General features: G+C 71.0%; 22 protein-coding genes and 1 pseudogene. 9 read left to right on the top strand and 14 right to left on the bottom strand.

Annotation, left to right across the window (positions count from 1 at the left end; all coding sequences use genetic code 11):
- The first annotated feature begins 113 nt into the window (after positions 1–113).
- The 3 genes from ureG to ACH45E_RS03300 all read left to right on the top strand — a co-directional run bounded on the left by ureG (position 114) and on the right by ACH45E_RS03300 (position 3,249).
- Positions 114–794 (top strand): urease accessory protein UreG, encoded by a 681-nt coding sequence (gene ureG / locus ACH45E_RS03310; RefSeq protein WP_361435686.1) that lies wholly within the window; start codon positions 114–116, stop codon positions 792–794.
- Positions 791–1,543 carry an urease accessory protein UreD gene (locus ACH45E_RS03305; protein ID WP_399039857.1) on the top strand — a complete coding sequence of 251 codons (753 nt, stop codon included), beginning with the start codon at positions 791–793 and terminating at the stop codon, positions 1,541–1,543. The genes ureG and ACH45E_RS03305 overlap by 4 nt, the downstream gene beginning before the upstream one ends.
- Positions 1,544–1,653: 110 nt before the next feature.
- Complete coding sequence (locus ACH45E_RS03300) at positions 1,654–3,249, top strand: alpha/beta hydrolase (protein WP_361435692.1); 1,596 nt, start codon at positions 1,654–1,656, stop codon at positions 3,247–3,249.
- Positions 3,250–3,315: 66 nt separating this feature from the next.
- Here the strand turns inward: ACH45E_RS03300 and ACH45E_RS03295 are convergent, their stop codons facing one another.
- The 6 genes from ACH45E_RS03295 to ACH45E_RS03270 form a co-directional block, all read right to left on the bottom strand.
- Positions 3,316–4,041, bottom strand: a complete 726-nt coding sequence (locus tag ACH45E_RS03295) for a lysophospholipid acyltransferase family protein (RefSeq protein ID WP_361435695.1) — start codon at positions 4,039–4,041, stop codon at positions 3,316–3,318.
- A gap of 163 nt (positions 4,042–4,204) precedes the next feature.
- Positions 4,205–4,690, bottom strand: coding sequence for a copper-binding protein (locus ACH45E_RS03290; RefSeq protein WP_361435698.1), 486 nt, complete (start codon positions 4,688–4,690; stop codon positions 4,205–4,207).
- A gap of 16 nt (positions 4,691–4,706) precedes the next feature.
- Positions 4,707–5,165 carry a hypothetical protein gene (locus tag ACH45E_RS03285; protein ID WP_361435701.1) on the bottom strand — a complete coding sequence of 153 codons (459 nt, stop codon included), beginning with the start codon at positions 5,163–5,165 and terminating at the stop codon, positions 4,707–4,709.
- A gap of 104 nt (positions 5,166–5,269) precedes the next feature.
- Positions 5,270–6,496 carry an ornithine--oxo-acid transaminase gene (gene rocD / locus ACH45E_RS03280; protein ID WP_361435704.1) on the bottom strand — a complete coding sequence of 409 codons (1,227 nt, stop codon included), beginning with the start codon at positions 6,494–6,496 and terminating at the stop codon, positions 5,270–5,272.
- Positions 6,496–7,305 carry a dimethylargininase gene (gene ddaH, locus ACH45E_RS03275; RefSeq protein WP_361435707.1) on the bottom strand — a complete coding sequence of 270 codons (810 nt, stop codon included), beginning with the start codon at positions 7,303–7,305 and terminating at the stop codon, positions 6,496–6,498. Before ddaH ends, rocD begins: the two co-directional genes overlap by 1 nt.
- A gap of 154 nt (positions 7,306–7,459) precedes the next feature.
- A complete protein-coding gene (locus ACH45E_RS03270) occupies positions 7,460–7,945 on the bottom strand; it encodes an Lrp/AsnC family transcriptional regulator (protein ID WP_361435710.1) in 486 nt (161 codons plus the stop codon).
- 77 nt (positions 7,946–8,022) lie between these two features.
- On the opposite strand from ACH45E_RS03270, the gene ACH45E_RS03265 reads away from it, so the two are divergent.
- From ACH45E_RS03265 to ACH45E_RS03250, 4 genes are all read left to right on the top strand, one after another.
- On the top strand, positions 8,023–8,778 hold the full coding sequence (locus ACH45E_RS03265; RefSeq protein WP_361435713.1) for a LytTR family DNA-binding domain-containing protein: 756 nt from the start codon (positions 8,023–8,025) through the stop codon (positions 8,776–8,778).
- Positions 8,779–8,787: 9 nt separating this feature from the next.
- Entirely contained in the window at positions 8,788–9,141 is a 354-nt protein-coding gene (locus tag ACH45E_RS03260) for a hypothetical protein (protein WP_361435716.1), read from the top strand.
- Positions 9,138–10,850, top strand: coding sequence for a cation acetate symporter (locus ACH45E_RS03255; protein WP_361435718.1), 1,713 nt, complete (start codon positions 9,138–9,140; stop codon positions 10,848–10,850). The genes ACH45E_RS03260 and ACH45E_RS03255 overlap by 4 nt, the downstream gene beginning before the upstream one ends.
- A 123-nt stretch (positions 10,851–10,973) precedes the next feature.
- Complete coding sequence (locus ACH45E_RS03250) at positions 10,974–12,155, top strand: histidine kinase (protein WP_361435720.1); 1,182 nt, start codon at positions 10,974–10,976, stop codon at positions 12,153–12,155.
- Between the two features lie 21 nt (positions 12,156–12,176).
- Here the strand turns inward: ACH45E_RS03250 and ACH45E_RS03245 are convergent, their stop codons facing one another.
- From ACH45E_RS03245 to ACH45E_RS03225, 5 genes are all read right to left on the bottom strand, one after another.
- Positions 12,177–12,347, bottom strand: a complete 171-nt coding sequence (locus tag ACH45E_RS03245; RefSeq protein ID WP_361435722.1) for a hypothetical protein — start codon at positions 12,345–12,347, stop codon at positions 12,177–12,179.
- A 69-nt stretch (positions 12,348–12,416) separates the two neighbouring features.
- Positions 12,417–13,367: a cytochrome c oxidase assembly protein gene (locus ACH45E_RS03240; RefSeq protein ID WP_361435724.1), complete on the bottom strand. Its 951-nt coding sequence runs from the start codon at positions 13,365–13,367 to the stop codon at positions 12,417–12,419.
- Between the two features lie 111 nt (positions 13,368–13,478).
- Complete coding sequence (locus tag ACH45E_RS03235) at positions 13,479–14,504, bottom strand: 6-phosphofructokinase (protein ID WP_361435726.1); 1,026 nt, start codon at positions 14,502–14,504, stop codon at positions 13,479–13,481.
- 234 nt (positions 14,505–14,738) lie between these two features.
- Positions 14,739–15,467, bottom strand: coding sequence for a glutamine amidotransferase (locus ACH45E_RS03230; RefSeq protein WP_361435728.1), 729 nt, complete (start codon positions 15,465–15,467; stop codon positions 14,739–14,741).
- A 20-nt stretch (positions 15,468–15,487) separates the two neighbouring features.
- Positions 15,488–16,726: a MurT ligase domain-containing protein gene (locus ACH45E_RS03225; protein ID WP_361435729.1), complete on the bottom strand. Its 1,239-nt coding sequence runs from the start codon at positions 16,724–16,726 to the stop codon at positions 15,488–15,490.
- Positions 16,727–16,877: 151 nt separating this feature from the next.
- Here ACH45E_RS03225 and def point away from each other — a divergent pair, with 151 nt between their 5' ends.
- Complete coding sequence (gene def, locus ACH45E_RS03220; RefSeq protein ID WP_361435731.1) at positions 16,878–17,417, top strand: peptide deformylase; 540 nt, start codon at positions 16,878–16,880, stop codon at positions 17,415–17,417.
- A gap of 29 nt (positions 17,418–17,446) precedes the next feature.
- On the opposite strand, the gene ACH45E_RS03215 is transcribed toward def, so the two are convergent.
- Complete coding sequence (locus ACH45E_RS03215; RefSeq protein ID WP_361435733.1) at positions 17,447–18,091, bottom strand: TetR family transcriptional regulator; 645 nt, start codon at positions 18,089–18,091, stop codon at positions 17,447–17,449.
- Between the two features lie 170 nt (positions 18,092–18,261).
- On the opposite strand from ACH45E_RS03215, the gene ACH45E_RS03210 reads away from it, so the two are divergent.
- Positions 18,262–19,488: an acyl-CoA dehydrogenase family protein gene (locus tag ACH45E_RS03210; protein ID WP_361435735.1), complete on the top strand. Its 1,227-nt coding sequence runs from the start codon at positions 18,262–18,264 to the stop codon at positions 19,486–19,488.
- 7 nt (positions 19,489–19,495) lie between these two features.
- Here the strand turns inward: ACH45E_RS03210 and ACH45E_RS03205 are convergent, their stop codons facing one another.
- Together ACH45E_RS03205 and ACH45E_RS03200 are read right to left on the bottom strand one after the other, a co-directional pair.
- Positions 19,496–20,017 carry a cupin domain-containing protein gene (locus tag ACH45E_RS03205; protein ID WP_361435737.1) on the bottom strand — a complete coding sequence of 174 codons (522 nt, stop codon included), beginning with the start codon at positions 20,015–20,017 and terminating at the stop codon, positions 19,496–19,498.
- Positions 20,014–21,087 (bottom strand): annotated as a pseudogene (locus ACH45E_RS03200) (type III polyketide synthase); the annotation flags it as partial. The pseudogene ACH45E_RS03200 and the gene ACH45E_RS03205, both read right to left, overlap by 4 nt.
- Positions 21,088–21,174 lie beyond the last annotated feature (87 nt).

Raw genomic sequence — 21,174 nt, 5'->3', positions numbered from 1 at the left:
TCGACCCCGCCAGGGGGCTCCGCCCCTGGACCCCCGTTCGGCCTGAACGGCCTCGTCCTCCAACTCCCCCAGAGGGGGGACCCCCAGACGGGCTGACTGATGGAGTTGTTTCTATGCATCTTGATCACACCCGCACTCACGCCACCCCCGCCCTCAGCGCCGACGCCCGCCGTCCCGACGGTGCTCGTCGGGCGTTGCGGATCGGGCTCGGGGGGCCCGTCGGGTCCGGGAAGACCGCCACTGTCGCCGCGTTGTGCCGGGAGCTGCGCGACGAGTTGTCGTTGGCTGTCGTCACGAATGACATCTACACCCGGGAGGACGCCGAGTTCCTGCTCAGGGAGGCGGTGTTGCCGCCGGAGCGGATCGCGGCCGTGGAGACCGGTGCGTGTCCGCATACCGCGATCCGGGACGACATCTCCGCCAACCTCGAAGCGGTCGAGGATCTGGAGGAGGAGGTGGGGCCGCTGGACCTGATTCTGGTGGAGTCGGGTGGGGACAATCTGACCGCGACCTTCTCGCGGGGGCTCGTGGACGCGCAGATCTTCGTCATCGATGTCGCCGGGGGTGACGACATTCCGCGCAAGGGTGGTCCGGGGGTCACCACCGCCGATCTGCTGGTGGTGAACAAGACCGACCTCGCGCCGTACGTGGGCTCCGACCTGGCGCGGATGGCCGCCGACGCGAAGGCGCAGCGGGCCGAGTTGCCGGTGGTGTTCCAGTCGCTCAGGAGCGCGGCGGGCGTGCGGGATGTGGCTGAATGGGTGCGTGGGCGGCTGTCCGCGTGGGTGGCATGAGGGTGCGGGCGACCGCTCGGATCGTCGCCCGGGAGGACGGGCGGGGCGGTACGGCGCTGCCGGTGCTGGAGGGTGAGGGGCCGCTGGCGCTGCGCCGTACCCGGGCGAGCGGGGGCGAGGCGCGGGTCATGCTCGTCGGCGCGATGAGCGGGCCGCTCGGGGGCGACCGGTTCGCTGTGGAGGCGGAGGTGGGGGAGGGCGCCCGGCTGCACGTCGGGTCCGCCGCGGCGACCATCGCGCTGCCGGGGCAGGGGAAGGGGGAGGCCCGGTACGACGTCCGGCTCCGGGTGGCCGAAGGGGGAGAACTACGGTGGCTGCCCGAGCAGTTGATCTCCGCGCGGGGCAGTGACCTGTATGTCACCACCCGCGTCGACCTCGCCGCCGGGGCCCGGCTCGTGCTGCGCGAGGAGCAGGTGCTGGGGCGGGCCGGGGAGGAACCCGGACGGCTCACCAGCCGTCTCACGGTGCGGATCGCCGGACGGACCGTGCTCGACCAGGAACTGGCCTGCGGGCCCGGCGCCCCGGGAGGCTGGGACGGGCCCGCCGTGCTGGCGGGACACCGTGCTGTCGGACAACTCGTCGTAGCACGGCCCGAGTTCGCGCGAGAGCCGGTGGCGGCGCGGATGCTGGGGGAGGGGGCCGTCGTGGCGCCGCTCGCCGGGCCCGCCGTACTGGTGACCGCCGTCGCGGCCGACGCTCTGCGGCTGCGGCGGGTGCTGGACGAGGCGTGTTCCGCTAACGGGACGTGATCATCCGGTTATCGGATTGGCAAAGAAGGTCAACAACCTCTGTTCTCAGACGGCTCACAGCCGCGAGGATCCCCGTGACCATTCGCAGCTATGTACGGGGAGGGGCCCTCTTGAGGGACATCAAACCGAAGAAGCGTGTCCTGGCGCTCGGTTCGGCCGGAGCGCTCGTCACGGCGACCCTGCTGGCCGGCGCCGTCTCGGCGCCCGCGGCCGGCGCGGCCGAGCAGAACGGCCAGGACCGTGAGGGCCGTGGTGCCGCGATCGCCGCGGACCGGGCCGCCAAGGCCGGGATCGACTGGCAGGACTGCCCCGCCGACTGGGGGTTCGAGAAGCCGATCCAGTGCGGCTGGGTCACCGTACCGGTGAACTACGCCGAGCCGGACGGCAAGCAGATCAAGCTCGCCGTCGACCGCATCGGCAACACGGGCACGAAGGAGGAGCGCCAGGGCGCGCTCGTCTACAACCCCGGCGGTCCGGGCGGCTCCGGCATGCGCTTCCCGCGCCGGGTCACCACCAAGAGCGCTCTGTGGGCCAACACCGCCAAGGCGTACGACTTCGTGGGCTTCGACCCGCGCGGCGTCGGCCACTCGGCACCCATCTCCTGCATAGACCCGCAGGAGTTCGTCAAGGCGCCCAAGGCCGACCCGGTGCCGGACACCGAGGCCGACAAGACGGCCCAGCGCAAGCTGGCCCGCGAGTACGCCGACGGCTGCTACGACCGCAGCGGCGGCATGCTGCCGTACATGACCACGCCGAACACCGCCCGCGACCTGGACGTCATCCGTGCCGCGCTCGGCGAGAAGAAGCTCAACTACCTCGGTGTCTCGTACGGCACCTACCTCGGCGCCGTCTACGGCACGCTCTTCCCTGGCCACGTCCGTCGGATGATCGTCGACAGCGTGGTCAACCCGTCCCGCCAGAACATCTGGTACCAGGCCAACCTGGAGCAGGACGTCGCCTTCGAGGGCCGCTGGAAGGACTGGGAGGACTGGGTCGCCGCCAACGACGCCAGCTTCCACCTGGGCACCACCCGCGCCGCCGTCCAGGCCAAGTGGCTCCAGTTGCGCGCCACCGCCAAGAAGAACCCCATCGGCGGGGTCGTCGGGCCGGCCGAGCTGATCTCGTTCTTCCAGAACGCCCCCTACTACGACTCCTCGTGGGTGCCGACGGCGACGGTCTTCGGCAAGTACTTCGCGGGTGACACCCAGGCGCTCGTCGACGCCGCCGCTCCGGACCTGTCCGACACCGCGGGCAACATCACCTCGGAGAACAGCAACGCCGTCTACACGGCCGTCGAGTGCGCCGACGCCAAGTGGCCCACCAGCTGGCGGAAGTGGGACCGCGACAACACGCGGCTCAACAAGGACTACCCGTTCATGACCTGGGCCAACGCGTGGATGAACCTGCCGTGCGCCACCTGGCCGGTCAAGCAGCAGAGCCCGGTGCACGTCAAGACCCACAAGGGCCTGCCGCCCGTTCTCATCGTGCAGTCCACGCGTGACGCCGCCACCCCGTACGCGGGAGCCGTCGAACTGCACAAGAGCTTCAAGGGCTCCCGACTGATCACCGAGAAGGACGCGGGTTCGCACGGCGTGACCGGTCTGGTCAACCCGTGTATCAACGACCGGGTGGACGCCTACCTGCTCACCGGCAAGCTGGACACCGCGGACGTCACCTGCGCCCCGCACGCCACGCCCAAGCCGTAACAGCACCGCACCCGCCACGGCGACGAGGGGCGGCCGGATCTCCGGCCGCCCCTCGGTCGTCCGATGTCAGCTCAGCGGCAGCCGCGGGAAGCGGCGTTCCTTCTCCGCGCGGGCCGCGGCCTGTTCCGCCTTGACGACGGCCGCGTACTGGTCGACGTACTCCTGTTCGGACAGTGACAGGATGGCGTACATGAGCTCGTCGGTGGCCGCCCGCAGGATGGCCTTCTCGTCCTCCATTCCCTGGTAGCGGGAGAAGTCGAGGGGTGTGCCGAAGCGGATGGTGATGGGGTGGACGTGCGGGACGACCCGGCCCGGCGGCTGTGCCTCGAAGGTGCCGATCATCGCGCAGGGGATCACCGGCACCCCGGCCTTCAGCGCCATCACCGCGACGCCGACCTTGCCCTTGTAGAGGCGGCCGTCGTGCGAGCGGGTGCCCTCGGGATAGATGCCGAGCAGTTCCCCCTTGCGGAGCACGCCGAGGCCCTCGCGGATCGCGGCCTGACCCGCGTCCTTGCCCGAGCGGTCGACCGGGATCTGGCCCGCGCTGCGGAAGAAGAACGCGGTCAGGCGGCCCTTGAGGCCCGGTCCGGTGAAGTACTCGGCCTTGGCGAGGAAGGTGATGCGCCGCTTGAGGATGGCCGGCATCAGGAAGTGGTCCGCGAAGGACAGATGGTTGCCGGCGACGATCGCCGCTCCGGAGGACGGCACGTGCTCGAGGCCTTCGATGCGGGGCCGGAAGACCAGTCGCAGTAACGGCCCCAACAGCACGTACTTGAGCAGGCGGTAGAACAACGGGTCGCTCCTCACTCTGGCGGATCGGCTCAACCGCCGCGTTCCAGCAGGTCAACCGGCGCGTTGTGGGGTGTCAGTGTAGGTGGCGACACAGGTGCGCGGAACGGGGCCCGGCCGTATGCGGCCAATCCCGTTCCGGCATCCTGACGGGCGGTCAGGCCGGTCAGTAGGAGGAGCCGCCCGGAGAGCCGCCCGAGGAGCCGCTCCCTCCACCGGTGGTACCGCCACCGACCGTGATGTCCGTCTTCATTCCGAGCCCCTTGTGCCCGTCCACCGGGCAGTACAGCTCGTAGGAGCCCTTCTTCAGCATGACCTTGAGCTGCGCCGACTGGCCCGGCTGGAGACCATGGGACAGCCGCATCTCGCCGCCCGGCCCCTCGATCTCCAGCGAGTGCACGATGTGCCCGTCGTTCTCGGCGACGAAGGTGTAGTCACCGGCCTTGAACGTCTTCGACGACAGCGCCAGCCGGTACTCGGTCAACCGCACGGTCACCGTCGTACCCGCCGGCTTGCCCGCCTGCGACGGGGTGGCCGGCGCCCCGGTTCCCCCGCCGCCCGACCCCGAGTTCCCGCACGCCGTGAGCACAGCGGCCAGCGCCATCGCGCACACCCCCGCCACCGCTCCGCTCCGGCTGATTGTCACAGCCATGGCCCGACCTCCTCGGTCAGCGTGGTGAGAAGTCGGCCCCGGCCGAGACCGCTTCACGGTGGGACCTGTACGGCAGTTCCGGTGCCTCGCCCTGGGCCACCCGGTCGCCGAGCCAGGCGAGGAACGCCACGACGAAGAGTCCCTCGACGAGCAGGGAGGCCGGACCGTACGGGGCCTCCCAGCCGGGCTCGTAGTAGCCGGCCGGCAGGCCGACCGTGCGCGACAGCACAAACCCGACGATCATGCCGAGGCTGACGAGAGTCCCGGTCAGCCAGGCGACCAGGGGGCGCTTCATGACGACCAGTGCCACCGCCACCGCGAGCATGACGGTGCTCCCCACCGCGAACAGGACCCCGATGTAGAACATCTCCTCGAGGTGGTCGGGTACGAGGGCCGTGTGCAGCACCGTGTTGCCGACGGCGCAGCACACCCCCAACCCCGTGAAAGTGATTTCGGCTGCGTGCGGATAGTGCATCGTGACCCCAGGTGTTCCGCCCATCAGGTTGTCCGGAGGTTGTCTCCTGTGAACTGATACGGAATTCAGCCCCGGGCGGATTGCACCTGCCGCGAAACGCGAACTCAGCTCTCCCGGACGAGCACCCGCTCCAACGCGCCCAGCGCGGATCGCAGTTCCTCGGCCGTGATGGTCAGCGGCGGGGCCAGCCGGATCGTGGAGCCGTGGGTGTCCTTGACCAGGACCCCCTCCCGCATGAGGCGCTCGCTGACCTCACGGCCGGTGCCGATCTCGGGGTCGACGTCGACGCCCGCCCACAGCCCGCGCGAGCGGAAGCCGACCACGCCCCGGCCGACCAGATCGGCCAGCCCGTCGCGCAGCACGACACCCAGCTCCGTCGCCCGGCGCTGGAACTCGCCCGTCTCGAGCAACTCGACCACGGCCGTGCCGACGGCCGCCGCGAGTGGGTTGCCGCCGAAGGTGGAGCCGTGCTCGCCCGGCCGCAGCACGCCCAGCACCTCGCGCCGGCCCACCACGGCCGACACCGGCACGATCCCCCCGCCCAGCGCCTTGCCGAGCAGCAGCAGGTCCGGGACGACGCCCTCGTGCTCGACCGCGAGGGTGCGGCCGGTGCGGCCGAGGCCCGACTGGATCTCGTCCGCGATGAACAGGCAGCCCTTGCGGCGGGTCAGCTCACGGACACCGGTCAGATAGCCCTCGCCCGGGATGACGACCCCGGCCTCGCCCTGGATCGGCTCGATCAGCACCGCCGCCGTCGTCTCGTCGACGGCCTCCTCCAGTGCGGCCAGGTCGCCGTACGGGACGATCCGGAAGCCCGGCGCGAAGGGGCCGAAGCCCGCCCGGGCCGTCTCGTCGGTGGAGAAGCCCACGATCGTCGTCGTACGGCCGTGGAAGTTCTCCGCCGCGACCACGATCGTCGCCCGGTCGGCGGGGACGCCCTTCACCTCGTACGCCCACTTCCGGGCCACCTTGATGCCGCTCTCCACCGCCTCGGCGCCGGTGTTCATCGGCAGCACCATGTCCTGGCCGGTCAGCTCCGCGAGCCGCTCCGCGAACCCGGCGAGCCGGTCGTTGTGGAAGGCCCGGGAGGTGAGGGTCAGCTGGTCCAGCTGGCGGTGCGCGGCCTCGATCAGCGCGGGATGGCGGTGACCGAAGTTCAGCGCCGAGTAGCCGGCGAGCATGTCGAGGTAGCGGTTGCCCTCCACGTCCTGAACCCAGGTGCCCTCGGCCCGTGCCACCACCACGGGCAGCGGGTGGTAGTTGTGCGCGAGGACGGGCTCCTCCGCGCGGATCAGGTCGGCGGACGTACGCGTGCGCGCGGGTGCGGTCATCAGCGGATCTCCTGGGTGCAGCACTTGATGCCACCGCCGGCCTTGTGGAACTCCGACAGGTCGACGGGGACGGGGACATAGCCGTGGCCCGAGAGGCGTTCGGCGAGGGCTTCGGCGCGGGGCGCGATGAAGACGTTCCGGCCGTCGGACACGCAGTTCAGGCCGAACGCCATCGCGTCCTGACGGGTGGCGAGCACCGCGTCCGGGTACAGCCGCCGCAGCACCTCCCGGCTGCCCGCCGAGAACGCCTCCGGGTAGTAGCAGATGTTGTCGTCGTCCAGTACGAACAGCGCCGTGTCCAGGTGGTAGAAGTACGGGTCCACCAGGGTCAGGCCGATCACCGGGTGCCCGAGGAACTCCTGCGCCTCCCGGTGCGCCTCGCGGGTGGTGCGGAACCCGGTGCCGGCGAGCACGTACCGGCCCGTCCACACCAGGTCTCCCTCGCCCTCGGACACCGACTCGGGTCGGTGCACGTCGTAGCCCGCCGCCTTGAACCAGGTGTCGTAGTGGGTCGACTCGGGGCGCCGCTCGGGCGCGTGGAAGAGGGAACCGAAGACCCGGCCGCCGACCACGAACGCCGCGTTCGCGGAGAAGACCATGTCGGGCAGGCCCGGGACCGGCTCGACGGACTCGACGGTGTGCCCGTGGGCGCGGTAGGCACGGATCAGCCCCTGCCACTGCTCCCGGGCGAGATCCACGTCGACCGGCCGGTCGGGATGCATCCAGGGGTTGATCGCGTACCGCACCGCGAAATGTCTGGGTTCACAGACGAGAAAGCGCCGAGGGCGCTGCACACGGCTTTCGGACACAGAGGGTTTCCTCCGGTTTCCTGCGTGTCACTGAGGGGTGACTCCCACGGTAGGAAGGGAGGAAGACGGACGACAAGAAAGAAAGACTGCGTGTCCGAGCAGGATTGTTGCGTCCTTCCGGCTCGATACGCAGGAGTGATGCGCATGACCGGGATCATTCCGGTGCCACGATGGTCGCTCCCGCTTCCGGGCTTTCCGGGAGAAGGTGGGACAGCACCAGCACGCTGATCGTCTTCCGGATGAACGGTTCCGTGCGGATCCGCTCCAGCACCTCCTCGAAGTGCTCCACGTCCCGCGCCCGCACGTGCAGCAGCGCGTCCGCGCCGCCCGTCACGGTCATGGCGGCCGTGATCTCCGGATGGTTGCGGACCACCTCCGCCAGGCGCCTCGGGGGCGCCGCCCCCTCGCAGTACACCTCCACGTACGCCTCCGTGCGCCAGCCCAGCGCCGACGGCTTCACGGTGGCCGTGAACCCCGTGATCACACCCGTGTCCCGCAGCCGGTCCACGCGCCGTTTCACCGCGGTGGCCGACAGCCCGATCGCCGAACCGATCTCGGCGAAGCTGGTCCTGGCGTTCGCCATGAGCGCGGTGACGATCTTCCGGTCGAGCTCGTCGAACGGGGCGGTCCTGCTGTTCATGTCGGCACTGTATCCAGCGGGAACGTCCACGCCCGGCACATGTCCAGGCATGCGGATCACCCCTACACTCCACGTACATGCTGCGCGCCCTCGCCGTCGACGACGAACGCCCCTCGCTCGAGGAACTCCTCTATCTGCTCAACGCCGACCCGCGCATCGGCAGCGCCGAGGGAGCCGGGGACGCCACCGGGGCGCTGCGCCGCATCACCCGGGCCCTGGAGTCCGGGCCGGCCGGGCCCGACGCCATCGACGTGGTCTTCCTCGACATCCAGATGCCCGGCCTCGACGGCCTGGAGATGGCCCGGTTGCTGACCGGGTTCGCCCGGCCGCCGCTGGTCGTCTTCGTCACCGCCCACGAGGACTTCGCCGTCAGCGCGTTCGACCTCAAGGCGGTCGACTACGTACTCAAACCCGTCCGCAAGGAACGCCTGGCCGAGGCCGTCCGCCGGGCCGCCGAACTGCGCGGCACGGTCCCGCCGATCCCCGTGCACGAACCCGACCCCGACCAGATACCCGTCGAACGCGGCGGCGTGACCCGCTTCCTCGCCGTCGACGACATCACCCACGTCGAGGCGCACGGCGACTACGCCCGGCTGCACACCGACCGCGGCAGCCACCTCGTCCGCATCCCGCTGTCCACCCTTGAGGAACGCTGGCGTGCCCGCGGCTTCGTCCGCATCCACCGCCGCCACCTCGTCGCCCTGCGCCACATCGGCGAGCTCCGTCTGGACGCCGGCACCGTGTGCGTCCTGGTCGGCGGTGAGGAACTCCAGGTGAGCCGGCGGCACGCCCGCGAGCTGCGGGACCTTTTGATGCGCCGGACCACGGGGTAGACAGGCGCAGTGGAGCCCACCGAACGCCGTGTCACCGTCACCGGACCGCCCCGCCGCACCGGCAGGGCCTCCGGTTACTACCGGCCGCGCACCGAGATCGACGAGCTCACCACCCTCGGCCACACCTACGTCCGCTCCCTGATGCGCACCCAACTGCGCGCCGGCCTCACCGGATTCGCGGTCCTGGTCCTGCTCGTCGGCCCGCTCCCACTGGTCTTCGCGGCCGCCCCCGACGCCCGCCGGCTCGCCTGGGCGGTGCTCGGCTTCTGCCTGTACGCGCCGCTGATCCTGCTCGCCCGCTGGTACGTGCGCCGCGCCGAACGCAACGAGCGGGACTTCGTACGCCTGGTGGAAGACCGGTGAACTCGGGTTACGCGGTGCCCGCCGTCGCCCTCGTCGTCGTGACCACCGTCCTCGTCGGCGCCTTCGGCCTGCGCGTCTCCCGCACCACCTCCGACTTCTACGTCGCCTCCCGCGCCGTCGGGCCCCGCCTCAACGCCGCCGCGATCAGCGGCGAGTACCTCTCCGCCGCCTCCTTCCTCGGCATCGCGGGGCTGGTCCTCGTCCAGGGCCCGGACATGCTCTGGTACCCGGTCGGCTACACGGCCGGCTACCTCGTCCTGCTCCTCTTCGTCGCCGCCCCGCTGCGCCGCTCCGGCGCCTACACCCTGCCGGACTTCGCCGAGGCCCGGCTCGCCTCACAGGGTGTGCGGCGGCTGGCCGGGGCCTTCGTGGTCGGCGTCGGCTGGCTGTACCTGTTACCGCAACTCCAGGGCGCCGGGCTGACGTTGGCGGTGCTCACCGGGGCTCCCGATCCGCTCGGCGGGGTCATCGTGGCCGTGGTCGTGGTGGCGACCGTCGCCGCGGGAGGCATGCGCAGCATCACCTTCGTGCAGGCCTTCCAGTACTGGCTCAAGCTCACCGCCCTCCTCGTCCCCGCCCTCTTCCTCGTCCTCGCCTGGCAGGCCGACGGCGGCCCGAGACCCGCCTTCGCGGAACCGGCCGCCTTCCGCGAGCAGCGCACCGTGCGCGTGGACGACACCGTCGACCTCCGGCTCGACAAACCGCTCACGGTCACCGTCAGCGGCACGGTCGACGGCCGCCCCCACGACCACACCCGGCTCCGCCTGCCCACGGGCACCCACCGCGTCGAGGGCGGCACCCGCCTGACCTTCGCCCGGGGCACACCCGTGCCCGCCGCCGACCGGGGCAGCAACGGCGGCATGTCCACCTCGCTGGCGGCGAGCCGCGAGGAACGCCCGCTGTACGCCACGTACGGGCTGATCCTGGCCACCTTCCTCGGCACCATGGGCCTGCCGCACGTCGTCGTCCGCTTCTACACCAGCCCGCACGGGGGCGCCGCCCGCCGCACCACGGTCGCCGTCCTCGCCCTGATCGGCGGCTTCTACCTGCTGCCGCCGGTCTACGGCGCCCTCGGCCGCCTGTACGCCCCCGAGCTCACCCTCGGCGGCGACGCGGACGCCGCGGTCCTGCTGCTGCCCGGCCGCATGATCGGCGGTGTCGGCGGCGACCTGCTGGGCGCGCTGGTCGCGGGCGGTGCCTTCGCCGCGTTCCTGTCCACGGCCTCGGGGCTGACCATGGCGGTCGCCGGGGTGCTCACCCAGGACGTGCTGCCCTCACGCGGGGTACGGCACTTCCGGCTGGGCACGGTGCTCGCCATGGCCGTGCCGCTGGCGGCGAGCATGCTGGTGGGCGGGCTGCCGGTGGCGGACGCGGTGGGGCTGGCCTTCGCGGTGTCGGCGTCCTCCTTCTGCCCGCTGCTCGTCCTCGGCATCTGGTGGCGGCGGCTGACCCCGCCCGGCGCGGCGGCGGGCATGCTGGTGGGCGGCGGCTCGGCGTTCCTCGCCGTCGCCGCGACCATGGCGGACTTCCCCGGCACCGGATCACTGCACGCCCTGCTCGCCTGGCCCGCCCTGTGGTCGGTGCCGCTCGGCTTCCTCACCATGATCCTGGTGTCCCTGGCCACCCCGACCCGGGTACCCCCCGGCACGGCGGCGATCCTCGCGCGCTTCCACCTGCCCGAGGAGTTGCGGGCCGAGGTGACGGCGTGAGGGGGTTCCTGGTGGGCCCCGGCGCGGGTGCGCCGCATGGCCTGCTCGTCTGGCCCGCGTCGGGGCCGGTTCGGCCGGTCGGGGCCGGGTGCCGTGCGGGTTCCGGCCGGCGGAGGTGACGGCGTGAGCGGGTTCCTGGCGGGGCTCTGTGTTGCCGTGCTGCCGCTGCTGGCGGGCGGCTTCTGGCTCGGGCGGCGTACCGTCCGGCCCGGGACGCTCGGGGATCTCGGGACGCCCGTCGAGCACGCCACCTTCCAGACCCTGCACACCGCCTCGCTCGCCGCGCCCCCGCTGCGGGCCGGGCTCAGCGGGGAGACCGCCCGCAAGTCGGTGCGCGGCCTGCGCACGCTGCTCGGTACGGACGCGCTGTGCCTCACCGACCTCGAGGAGGTACTGGTCTGGGACGGAGTGGGCGGCCACCACCGCGCCGAGGTCATGGGACGGCTGGCGGGGCCGCTGGAGACCGGGCGCGGCGAGGCCTTCCGGCTCACCTGCGCCACCCCCGACTGTCCCGTCCGCTGGGCCGTCGTGGCGCCCCTCACCGTCGACGACCGGGTGCACGGCGCGCTCGTCGCCTGCGCCCCGCGCGAGTCCGCGGTCCTGGTCCGGGCGGCCGGCGAGGTCGCCCGCTGGGTGAGCGTCCAATTGGAGCTCGCGGACCTCGACCGGTCCCGGACCCGGCTCATCGAGGCAGAGATCAAGGCCCTGCGCGCCCAGATATCCCCGCACTTCATCTTCAACTCGCTCGCGGTGATCGCCTCGTTCGTGCGCACCGACCCGGAACGGGCCCGCGAACTACTGCTGGAGTTCGCCGACTTCACCCGCTACTCGTTCCGCAGGCACGGCGACTTCACCACCCTCGCCGACGAACTGCACGCCATCGACCACTACCTGGCGCTGGTCCGGGCCCGCTTCGGCGACCGCCTCTCCGTCACCCTCCAGATCGCCCCCGAGGTGCTGCCGGTCACCCTGCCCTTCCTGTGCCTGCAGCCCCTCGTGGAGAACGCCGTCAAGCACGGGCTGGAGGGCAAGGCCGACGCCTGCCACATCCAGATCACCGCGCAGGACGCGGGCGCCGAGGCGCTGGTCGTCATCGAGGACGACGGCGTCGGCATGGACCCGGGCCTGCTGCGCCGCATCCTGTCCGGCGAGGTCGGTCCCTCCGGTGGCATCGGCCTGTCCAACGTCGACGACCGGCTCCGCCAGGTCTACGGCGACGACCACGGCCTCGTCATCGAGACCGCGGTCGGCGCGGGCATGAAGATCACCGCACGGCTGCCGAAGTACCAGCCGGGGGTGCACTGAGAACCGCCGAGCTCAGAAGGCTCAGGGGCTCTGCGTCACGATCATCGCCAGCGTGAGCAGCCCCAGCACGACCCAGCCGAACCACAGCCAGCCGTTGCTGCCGAGCGCCACCGTGTAGGCCGTCACCACGACGAGCCCGCCGACGGTGAGCACCCCCATGGCCTTCGTGGAACCGTTCGTGGAACCGGGCATCGCACCAGCCTCCTCAGGGTCCGTGCCCCCATGGTGCCCCGAACGGACCGGCTACGGCATACCGGTGACTCAGCTCTCGCGTGCGTTCAGTGAGGCGAGGTAGGCGTTGTACGCCTCCAGCTCCTGGTCCCCGTCCCGGTCGGCGGCCCGGTCCTTGCGCCTGGCCTGCCGCTGCTCCGAGCCGTACCACTGGAACAGCAGCGCGATCAGCACCAGCACGGACGGGATCTCGCTGAACGCCCAGGCGATCCCGCCGGCCGCGTTCTGGTCGGAGAGCGCGTCGATGCCGAGCGAGGCGGGCGGGTTCCGGAACGTCTCCACCATCGGCGTCGAGGCCATCATCAGCGCGATCCCGAAGAACGCGTGGAACGGCATGCCCGCGAACAGCTCCAGCATCCGCATCAGGTACCCGGGCCGGTACGGTCCGGGGTCCACGCCGATGATCGGCCAGAAGAACACCACGCCCACCGCGAGGAAGTGCACCATCATCGCGACGTGCCCCGTCTTCGAGCCCATCAGGAAGTCGAAGATCGGCGTGAAGTACAGCGCGTACAGGCTCGCGATGAACAGCGGGATCGTGAACACGGGATGCGTGATCACCCGCATGTACCGGCTGTGCAGCAGCATCAGCAGCAGCTCGCGCGGACCCTTGCGGCCCTTGCCCGCGACCGGCAGCGCGCGCAGCGCCAGGGTGACCGGGGCGCCCAGCAGGACCAGGATCGGCGACAGCATGCTGATCACCATGTGCTGCACCATGTGCACGCTGAACATGACCATGCCGTAGTCGTTCAGCCTGGTGCACATCATCAGCCCGATGGTCAGCACACCGACCACGTACGACACCGTCCGGCCGACCGGCCACGCGTCACCGCGCCGCCGCAGCCGTACGACGCCCCACCCGTACAGCCCGAGCCCCACCAGGCAGGCCACGAGGAAGAACGGGTCCGCCGACCACTGAAGACCCCGCCCCAGCGTGAACGGCGGCAGATCCATGACCATGCCGTGGCCGCTGTGATCCATCCGCCGGCTCCTGATTCGTGGGGGTTGTACGCGTCTGTCCGCCCCCAAGAGTAGAACCGCCCCCGGTCACGTCCGCGACCGGGGGCAGTCAGGTCCGCTCGGACCGGGACGTCAGAGCACGCACTCCGCCTCGTCGTACCGCTGTGAAGGCACGGTCTTCAGCGTCTGCACGGCCTCGGCCAGCGACACCATCACGATGTCCGTACCGCGCAGCGCGGTCATCCTGCCGAACTCCCCACGGTGCACCGCCTCCACCGCGTGCCAGCCGAAACGCGTGGCCAGCACCCTGTCGTACGCGGTCGGCGTGCCACCGCGCTGCACGTGCCCGAGGATGACCGGCCGCGCCTCCTTGCCGAGCCGCTGCTCCAGCTCGACGGAGAGCTGCCGGGCGATCCCCGCGAAGCGCTCGTGGCCGTAGATGTCCTTGCCGCCCTCGTCGAACTCCATGGAACCGGCCTGCGGCTTGGCACCCTCGGCCGCCACCACGATCGCGAACCGCTTGCCCGCCTCGAACCGCTCGCCGACCTTCCGGGTCAGCTCGTCGATGTCGAAGGGCCGCTCCGGTACGACGATGGCGTGGGCGCCGGCCGCCATGCCCGAGTGCAGCGCGATCCAGCCGGTGTGGCGGCCCATGACCTCCACGATCAGCACCCGCTGGTGGGACTCGGCGGTGGTCTTCAGCCGGTCCAGGGCCTCGGTGGCGACGCCCACGGCCGTGTCGAAGCCGAAGGTGACATCCGTGACGGCGATGTCGTTGTCGATGGTCTTCGGCACACCCACGATGGGCAGACCGCTGTCCGACAGCAGGCGGGCCGCCTTCAGCGTGCCCTCACCGCCGATCGGGATGATCGCGTCGAGACCGAGCTCGTCGACGTACTCCTTGGCCCGCGCCACACCGTCCCTCAGATGCTCCGGGCGGACCCGGGAGGAGCCGAGGATGGTGCCGCCGCGCGCCAGGATGCCGCCCACGGCGTCGAGGTCGAGCTTGAGGTAGTCGCACTCCAGGAGGCCCTTCCAGCCGTCCCGGAATCCGATGACCTCGTCGCCGTGGTCGGCGACGGCACGGTGCACGACGGACCGGATGACGGCGTTCAGGCCGGGGCAGTCGCCGCCGGACGTGAGGACACCAATGCGCATAGCCCGAATACCTTCTAGACGTGGGCCGGGGACCGGACCACGCTGTCCGGCTGGATCCCGGCCACCCTACCGGCGTGAGGGGGTGGCTCCGTAGCAGGCGTCCGCCTGCTGGACGTGCCCGCACATGTGAGCGGACGCGCCGTCAGGCGGGCCTGCGGACAACCCTGGCGGAGGGTGCTCGAAGGCGGCTTCAGTATTTCTGGACCGGACCTCGGGGCTACCGGACCGGGCCGCCTAGGCAGGCTGCTGAGCAGCCGCGATGCGCTCGTCGCGGAGCGCCTCGTACCACCGGTCGTCGATCGGCGGCAGCGCGTTGACGTCCAGCGCCAGCTTCAGCAGCAGGTCGGCGATCTGCGGGTTGCGGGCGAGGGCGGGCCCGTGCATGTACGTACCGAAGACGGTGTCGTTGTACGCGCCCTCGGTGCCGTCCCCGGTGCCGTTGCCCTTGCCCAGGCGGACCTTGGCGAAGGGGCGGGCGGTGGGGCCGAGGTGGGTGATGCCCTGGTGGTTCTCGAAGCCGGTCAGCTGGGGGAGACCCAGGCGCGGGTCGATGTCCGCGAGGACGTCGCCGACGCACCGCTCGCCCTCGTTGCGCACCGTGGTGACGTCGAGCAGGCCGAGGCCGGGCTCGCGCTGACCGAGGTCGTTGACGAACTCGTGGCCGAGGATCTGGTAGCCGGCGCACACCGCGAAGACGATCGCGCCGTTCTGCACCGCCTGGTACAGGTGCCCGTCGCGGCGCAGCCGCTCCGCGGCGAGCCGCTGGGGCCGGTCCTCACCGCCGCCGATCAGGTAGATGTCGCCCGAGGTCGGGATCGGCTGGTCGCTGCGCACGTCGAGCCGCGCCACGTCCAGACCGCGCTGCCGCGCCCGCCGCTCGATGACCAGCGCGTTGCCCTGGTCGCCGTAGGTGCTCAGCAGATCCGGGTAGATCCACACCAGCCGCAGTTGGTTGTCGCTCATCAAGTGATCGTCCTTTGTGGTCAGTTGCCGACGCGGCGGCGCAGGTCCTGGAACGCGGTGTAGTTCGCGATGACCTCGACCCGGCCCGGCGGGCACAGCTGCACGGCCTGGTCCAGGTTCTCGCAGACCTGGAAGTGCTGGTTCGCGACCTCCAGACGCACCGCGAGGTCGAGCTTCCGGTCGCCGATGACGAAGATCGGGTGGCCGGTCAGCCGCGTGTAGTCGACGTCCCACAGCCAGGAGGTGTCGGTGCCGTCGGCACCGCGGGCGTTCACGGAGAGGATCACCGGGGCGGGCGGCGGGTCGATGAGCGAGAACGTCTCCAGCCAGCCGGCCGGGTTCTTCGCCAGCAGCAGACGCAGGTCACGGCCCTCGAACTGCACGACGTCGTACCGCCCGGCGACCGCCTGCACCTGGTACATCCGCTCCAGGGCGACCTGCGGCGGCACCCCGAAGACGGCGGCGACGGCCGCGGAGGAGGTGGCGTTGGCCTTGTTGGCGCGGCCCGGCAACTGGAGGTGGATCGGCCAGGCGGAGCCGTGCGGGTCGAGGACGTGGTCCCCGGACAGCGCCCAGCTCGGCGTCGGACGGCGGAAGCCGCACTCGCCGCAGAACCAGTCGTCGCCGGGCCGCTGCATCACACCGCCGCAGGACGGGCAGGACCAGGCGTCGTCCTTCCACATCTGCCCGGCGGCGACCCAGATCACATTGGGGGAGGAGGACGCGGCCCACACCACCAGCGGGTCGTCGCAGTTGGCGACGATGACGGCCTTGGTGCCGGCCAGGCCCTCGCGCCAGTTCTCGGCGAGCATCCGGGTCTCGGCGGCGCGGTCGAGCTGGTCGCGGGAGAGGTTGAGCAGCGCGATGCACTTGGGGTCGGTGTCCCGGGCCACACCGGCCAGGTACTTCTCGTCGACCTCGATCACACCGAACTTGGCTTCCGAACCGCCCGCCAGCGCCGAGGTGATACCGGCCGGCATGTTGGCGCCGAGCGCGTTGGACACGACCGGGCCGGCCGCCCGCAGAGCCTCGGCGATGAGCCGGGTGGTCGTGGTCTTGCCGTTGGTCGCCGAGACCAGGACGACGTCCAGGTTCTGGGCGAGCCGGGCCAGGAGGTCGGGGTCGAGCTTGAGTGCCACCCGGCCGCCGATCACCGATCCGCTGCCGCGCCCCGCTGCGCGCGACGCCGCCGCGACCGCCTTGCCCGCGGTCACGGCCAGCTTGGCCCGCGGCGAGAGCGGGTCCGAGTTGCCTGCCATCAGTTCTCGATCCTCCTTGCGTACGCGCCGCGCCTGAAGCCAACCGGCAACGTGGTGAGGCCTCAGCCTATCGAGATCCACTCACGTGCCCGAACCGCGGCCCACGTCCGCGCGGCGGGCATGGGCTCGAAGGAACCGTACCCTTGCCGCCATGCGACACGGTTTCATCCCGGGCGCCCGCGGGCGGGTCCGGCCTCTCACTCTGCTCGGAGACGCGGTGCTGCGCGAGCCCTGCGAGGAGGTCACCGACTTCGGCCCCGGACTCGCCGCGCTCGTGGAGGACCTGTTCGCCACGATGTACGCGGCGCAGGGGGTGGGGCTGGCCGCCAACCAGATCGGCGAGCCGGTGCGGGTGTTCGTGTACGACTGCCCCGACGACGAGGAGGTCCGCCACCTGGGGCATGTGGTGAACCCGCGGCTGGTGGAGGCGGACGGTGTGGTGATCCGCGGCCCGGAGGGCTGTCTGTCCCTGCCGGGGCTGGAAGCGGGGACGGAGCGGTACGACCATGCGGTGGTCGAGGGCTTCACGGTGACCGGGGAGCCGGTCACCGTGCACGGCACGGGGTTCTTCGCCCGGTGCCTGCAGCACGAGTGCGAGCACTTGGAGGGCGGTCTGTACGCGGACCGCCTCACGGGCCGGCGTCACCGCAGGCTGATGCGACAGGTGGCGCGGGCCTCCTGGGGGAGATGAACCGGACCGGGGAGGACCGGGGCGGGGTCTCAGAACCCCGGTCCGCCCACCTTGTCCCCCGCCGCCGCCAGGCGGCCCCACAGCAGGTCGGCCAGGCTGCGCACCAACTCCGCCCGGGAGCAGGGGCGTTCACCCAGCCACCAGTCGCCCGCCGCATGCATCATCCCGACGATCCCGTGCCCCCACACCCGGGCCAGCTGCTGACTGCCGGGCCCGAGGTCCAGCCGGTCCTCGATGACCTGGGCCAGCTCCTCGCCCATCCGCCGCAGCAGCGGCGCCGAGTGCTTGCCGACGTCGAAGCCCTGGTCGCCTCCCTGACCGCCCTCCGACGGGTGCATCAGGAACCGGTACACCTGGGGCCGGGCCTCGATCGCGGCGAGGTACGTGTCCAGCGTGGCCTCGACCCGCTCCCGTCGATCGGCGGGAGCGTCGAGTGCGGCCCGCAGCGAATCGAGCAGGGCGTCCGTGTGCCGCTTGGCCAGGGCGGCGTAGAGGCCGCCCTTGTCGCCGAAGTGGCGGTACAGGATCGGCTTGGTGATGCCCGCCTCCGCGGCGATGGCGTTCATCGAGGCCTGTGGGCCGTCGCGGAGCACCACCCGGTCGGCGGCCTCCAGCAGCTCGCGCCGTCGGCGGTCGGCGGATCGCTGCTGATCGGTCCGCTGTGTGGTGTCCATGTACTCTCCCCACCCGTGCTGTTTCGGTGACGCCAGCGCAAACTAACACTGACGATGCCCCTGACATCGAACGGGATGCCGAGGAGCCCTCTGGAGTTGACTTTTCCTACCGACGAGTAACAGACTCGTGTTACCGCTAGTAACACGCACGTGCCGCCGCTGGAGGGGACATGGCCGAGTTCACCATGGAGCTCAACGACGAACAGAAGGAGGTCCGGGACTGGCTGCACGGCTTCGCCGCCGACGTCATCCGGCCCGCGGCCGCCGAATGGGACGAGCGTGAGGAGACTCCCTGGCCGGTCATCCAGGAGGCCGCGAAGGTCGGCATCTACTCCCTCGACTTCTATGCGCAGCAGTACTTCGACCCCACCGGACTCGGTATCCCGATGGCCATGGAGGAACTGTTCTGGGGCGACGCGGGCATCGCCCTGTCCATTGTGGGCACCGGACTGGCCGCCGTGGGCGTTCTCGCCAACGGAACCGAGGAGCAGATCGGCACCTGGATCCCCCAGATGTACGGTGACGCCAATGATGTAAAGGTGGCCGCCTTCTGCTCCTCCGAGCCCGACGCCGGCTCCGACGTGGCCTCCATGCGCACGCGTGCGGTGTACGACGAGGCCAAGGACGAGTGGGTGCTCAACGGCACGAAGACCTGGGCGACCAACGGCGGCATCGCCAATGTCCATGTCGTCGTCGCCGTCGTCGACCCGGAGCTGGGCTCCAAGGGTCACGCCTCCTTCATCGTGCCGCCGGGCACGCCCGGTCTCTCCCAGGGCCAGAAGTTCAAGAAGCACGGCATCCGCGCCTCGCACACCGCCGAGGTCGTCCTGGAGAACGCCCGGGTCCCCGGCTCCTGCCTGCTCGGCGGCAAGGAGAAGCTGGACGAGCGCCTCGCCCGGGCCCGGGAGCGGGCCAAGGCGGGCGGCGAGCGGGTGAAGAACGCGGCGATGGCCACGTTCGAGGCCTCGCGTCCGGCCGTGGGCGCGATGGCGGTGGGCACCGCCCGGGCCGCGTACGAGGTCGCCCTCGACTACGCGAAGACCCGTGAGCAGTTCGGCCGCCCGATCATCGACAACCAGGGCGTCGCCTTCCAGCTCGCCGACATGCGGACGCAGATCGACGCCGCCCGGCTCCTCGTCTGGCGGGCGTCCTGGATGGCGGTCAACGGCAAGCAGTTCACCGCGGCCGAGGGCTCGATGTCGAAGCTGTACGCCAGCGAGACCGCGAAGACGGTCACCGCCCAGGCCATACAGATCCTCGGCGGCAACGGCTACACCCGGGAGTACCCGGTGGAGCGCATGCACCGCGACGCCGCGATCTACACCATCTTCGAGGGGACGAGTGAGATCCAGCGCCTGGTGATCGCCCGGACGCTCGCCGGGATGCCGATCCGGTAGCCGTGCCTCACCGGTGCCGCAAGGGCGTGAGCTGCTCGATGTCGTAGCGCTTCCGCAGCGCCTCGATCGCCTCGTGGTCCGGCGGCCCCCCGTCCCCCAGGATCTCGAGCAGCTCCTCGAAGTAGCGCTCGTGGTCCGGGGGCGGGGAGGCCTGGAAGAACATCCTCGCCGGCGCCTCGGTCGGGTTCGCGAACGCGTGCGGGCATCCCGGCGGTACGACGATGACCGTGCCCGGGGTCGCCCGGACCACCCGGCTGCCCGAACCCGACTCCCACTTCCGCCAGTTGTCAGGGGTCCGCACGCGCGGCTCGAAGGCGAGCACGTCCAGCTCGCCCTCCAGCACGTAGAACAACTCCTCGCTGCGGGTGTGCACATGGGCGCCCACGTCGAAGCCCGGCGGGACCTCCACCTCGAAGGTGGAGGCCGTCCGCGAGTGCGTGCCGGTCACCTTGAAGGTCACGCGCTGGGCCGGCGTCTGCACCACCCGGCCGTGACCCGGCGGCACCAGCAGCCCCTCAGGCGCCGTCATGCCGCGCCTTCGTCCTCGAAGCTCCAGCGGCCCAGCGTCATCTCCGCGGTGATGCCGGGGCCGAACCCGGCCAGCAGCCCGCGCGCCCGGTGCTCGGCGCCGCCCTCGTCGAACAGCCTGCGCAGGGCGTCCAGTACGACGGCGCTGGCGATGTTGCCGTACTCGGTGAGCGTGGCCCGGCTGAAGCGGAACGCGTGCGGTTCGACCTCCAGGAACTTGCTGAGGTCGTCGAGTATTCGGGGCCCGCCCGCGTGGATGATGTAGAAGTCCAGGTCGGACGCGTCCCAGCCGTGCCTGCCGGCCAGGGCCTGCAGCGCCGGGGCGAGCGGCTCCATCGTCGCCGGCACCCGCTTGTCCAGCAGGAAGTGGAAGCCGGTGGCCCGGACGTCGTACATGATCCAGTCCTCGGTCTTCGGGATCAGGTACGAGCCGTTGCGCTCGAGCTCCACGCCGGTGCCGCCCCTGCCGCGGACCACGGCGGCGGCGATGCCGTCCCCGAACAGGCCGTTGGAGAGCAGCGATCCGACGCCGAGGTCGGTGGGCTGGTAGCAGAGCGAGCAGAACTCGCATGCCACGATCAGCGCGTTGGCCTGGGGGTAGGCCGTGCAGAAGTCGTGGGCGCGGTTGATCGCGGCGCCACCGGCGGCACAGCCCAGCTGGGCTATGGGCATCTGCCGGGTGGTGCTGTCGAAGTCCATCTCGTTGATCAGCCAGGCCGTGAGCGAGGGCATCATGAAGCCCGTGCACGAGACGAAGACGATCACGTCGATGTCGCTGGTGAGCAGCTCCGCGTCGTCGAGCGCGCGCTGGATGACCGCGGGGACCCGGGCCTTGGCCTCGGCCTCGTAGATCTTGTTGCGGTCCTCGAAGCCCGGGTGCTTCAGGGTTTCCTCGATCGGCTGCACGATGTGCCGGGTCTTGACGCCCGTGTTCTCGATCAGCCGGAGAGCGAGCGGCAGCTGTGGGTGGTCCGCGTGGCGGGAGCGCGCCAGCTCAAGCGTCTCCTCCATCGTGATCACGTGCTCCGGAACCGACACCGAGGGTTTGCACAAAGTCGCCATGAACCGTGCCTGCTTTCGCCGTCCGGCGGGCTCTCACCCACCGGTCAGAAGGTGGTTCACCTCAGGGGGTGGTCCATCCACGATCACCCGAGAGAG

The sequence above is a fragment of the Streptomyces sp. NPDC020299 genome (assembly GCF_044387825.1).
Lineage (GTDB): Bacteria > Actinomycetota > Actinomycetes > Streptomycetales > Streptomycetaceae > Streptomyces.
This window is presented reverse-complemented; position numbering and strand designations above follow the sequence as displayed.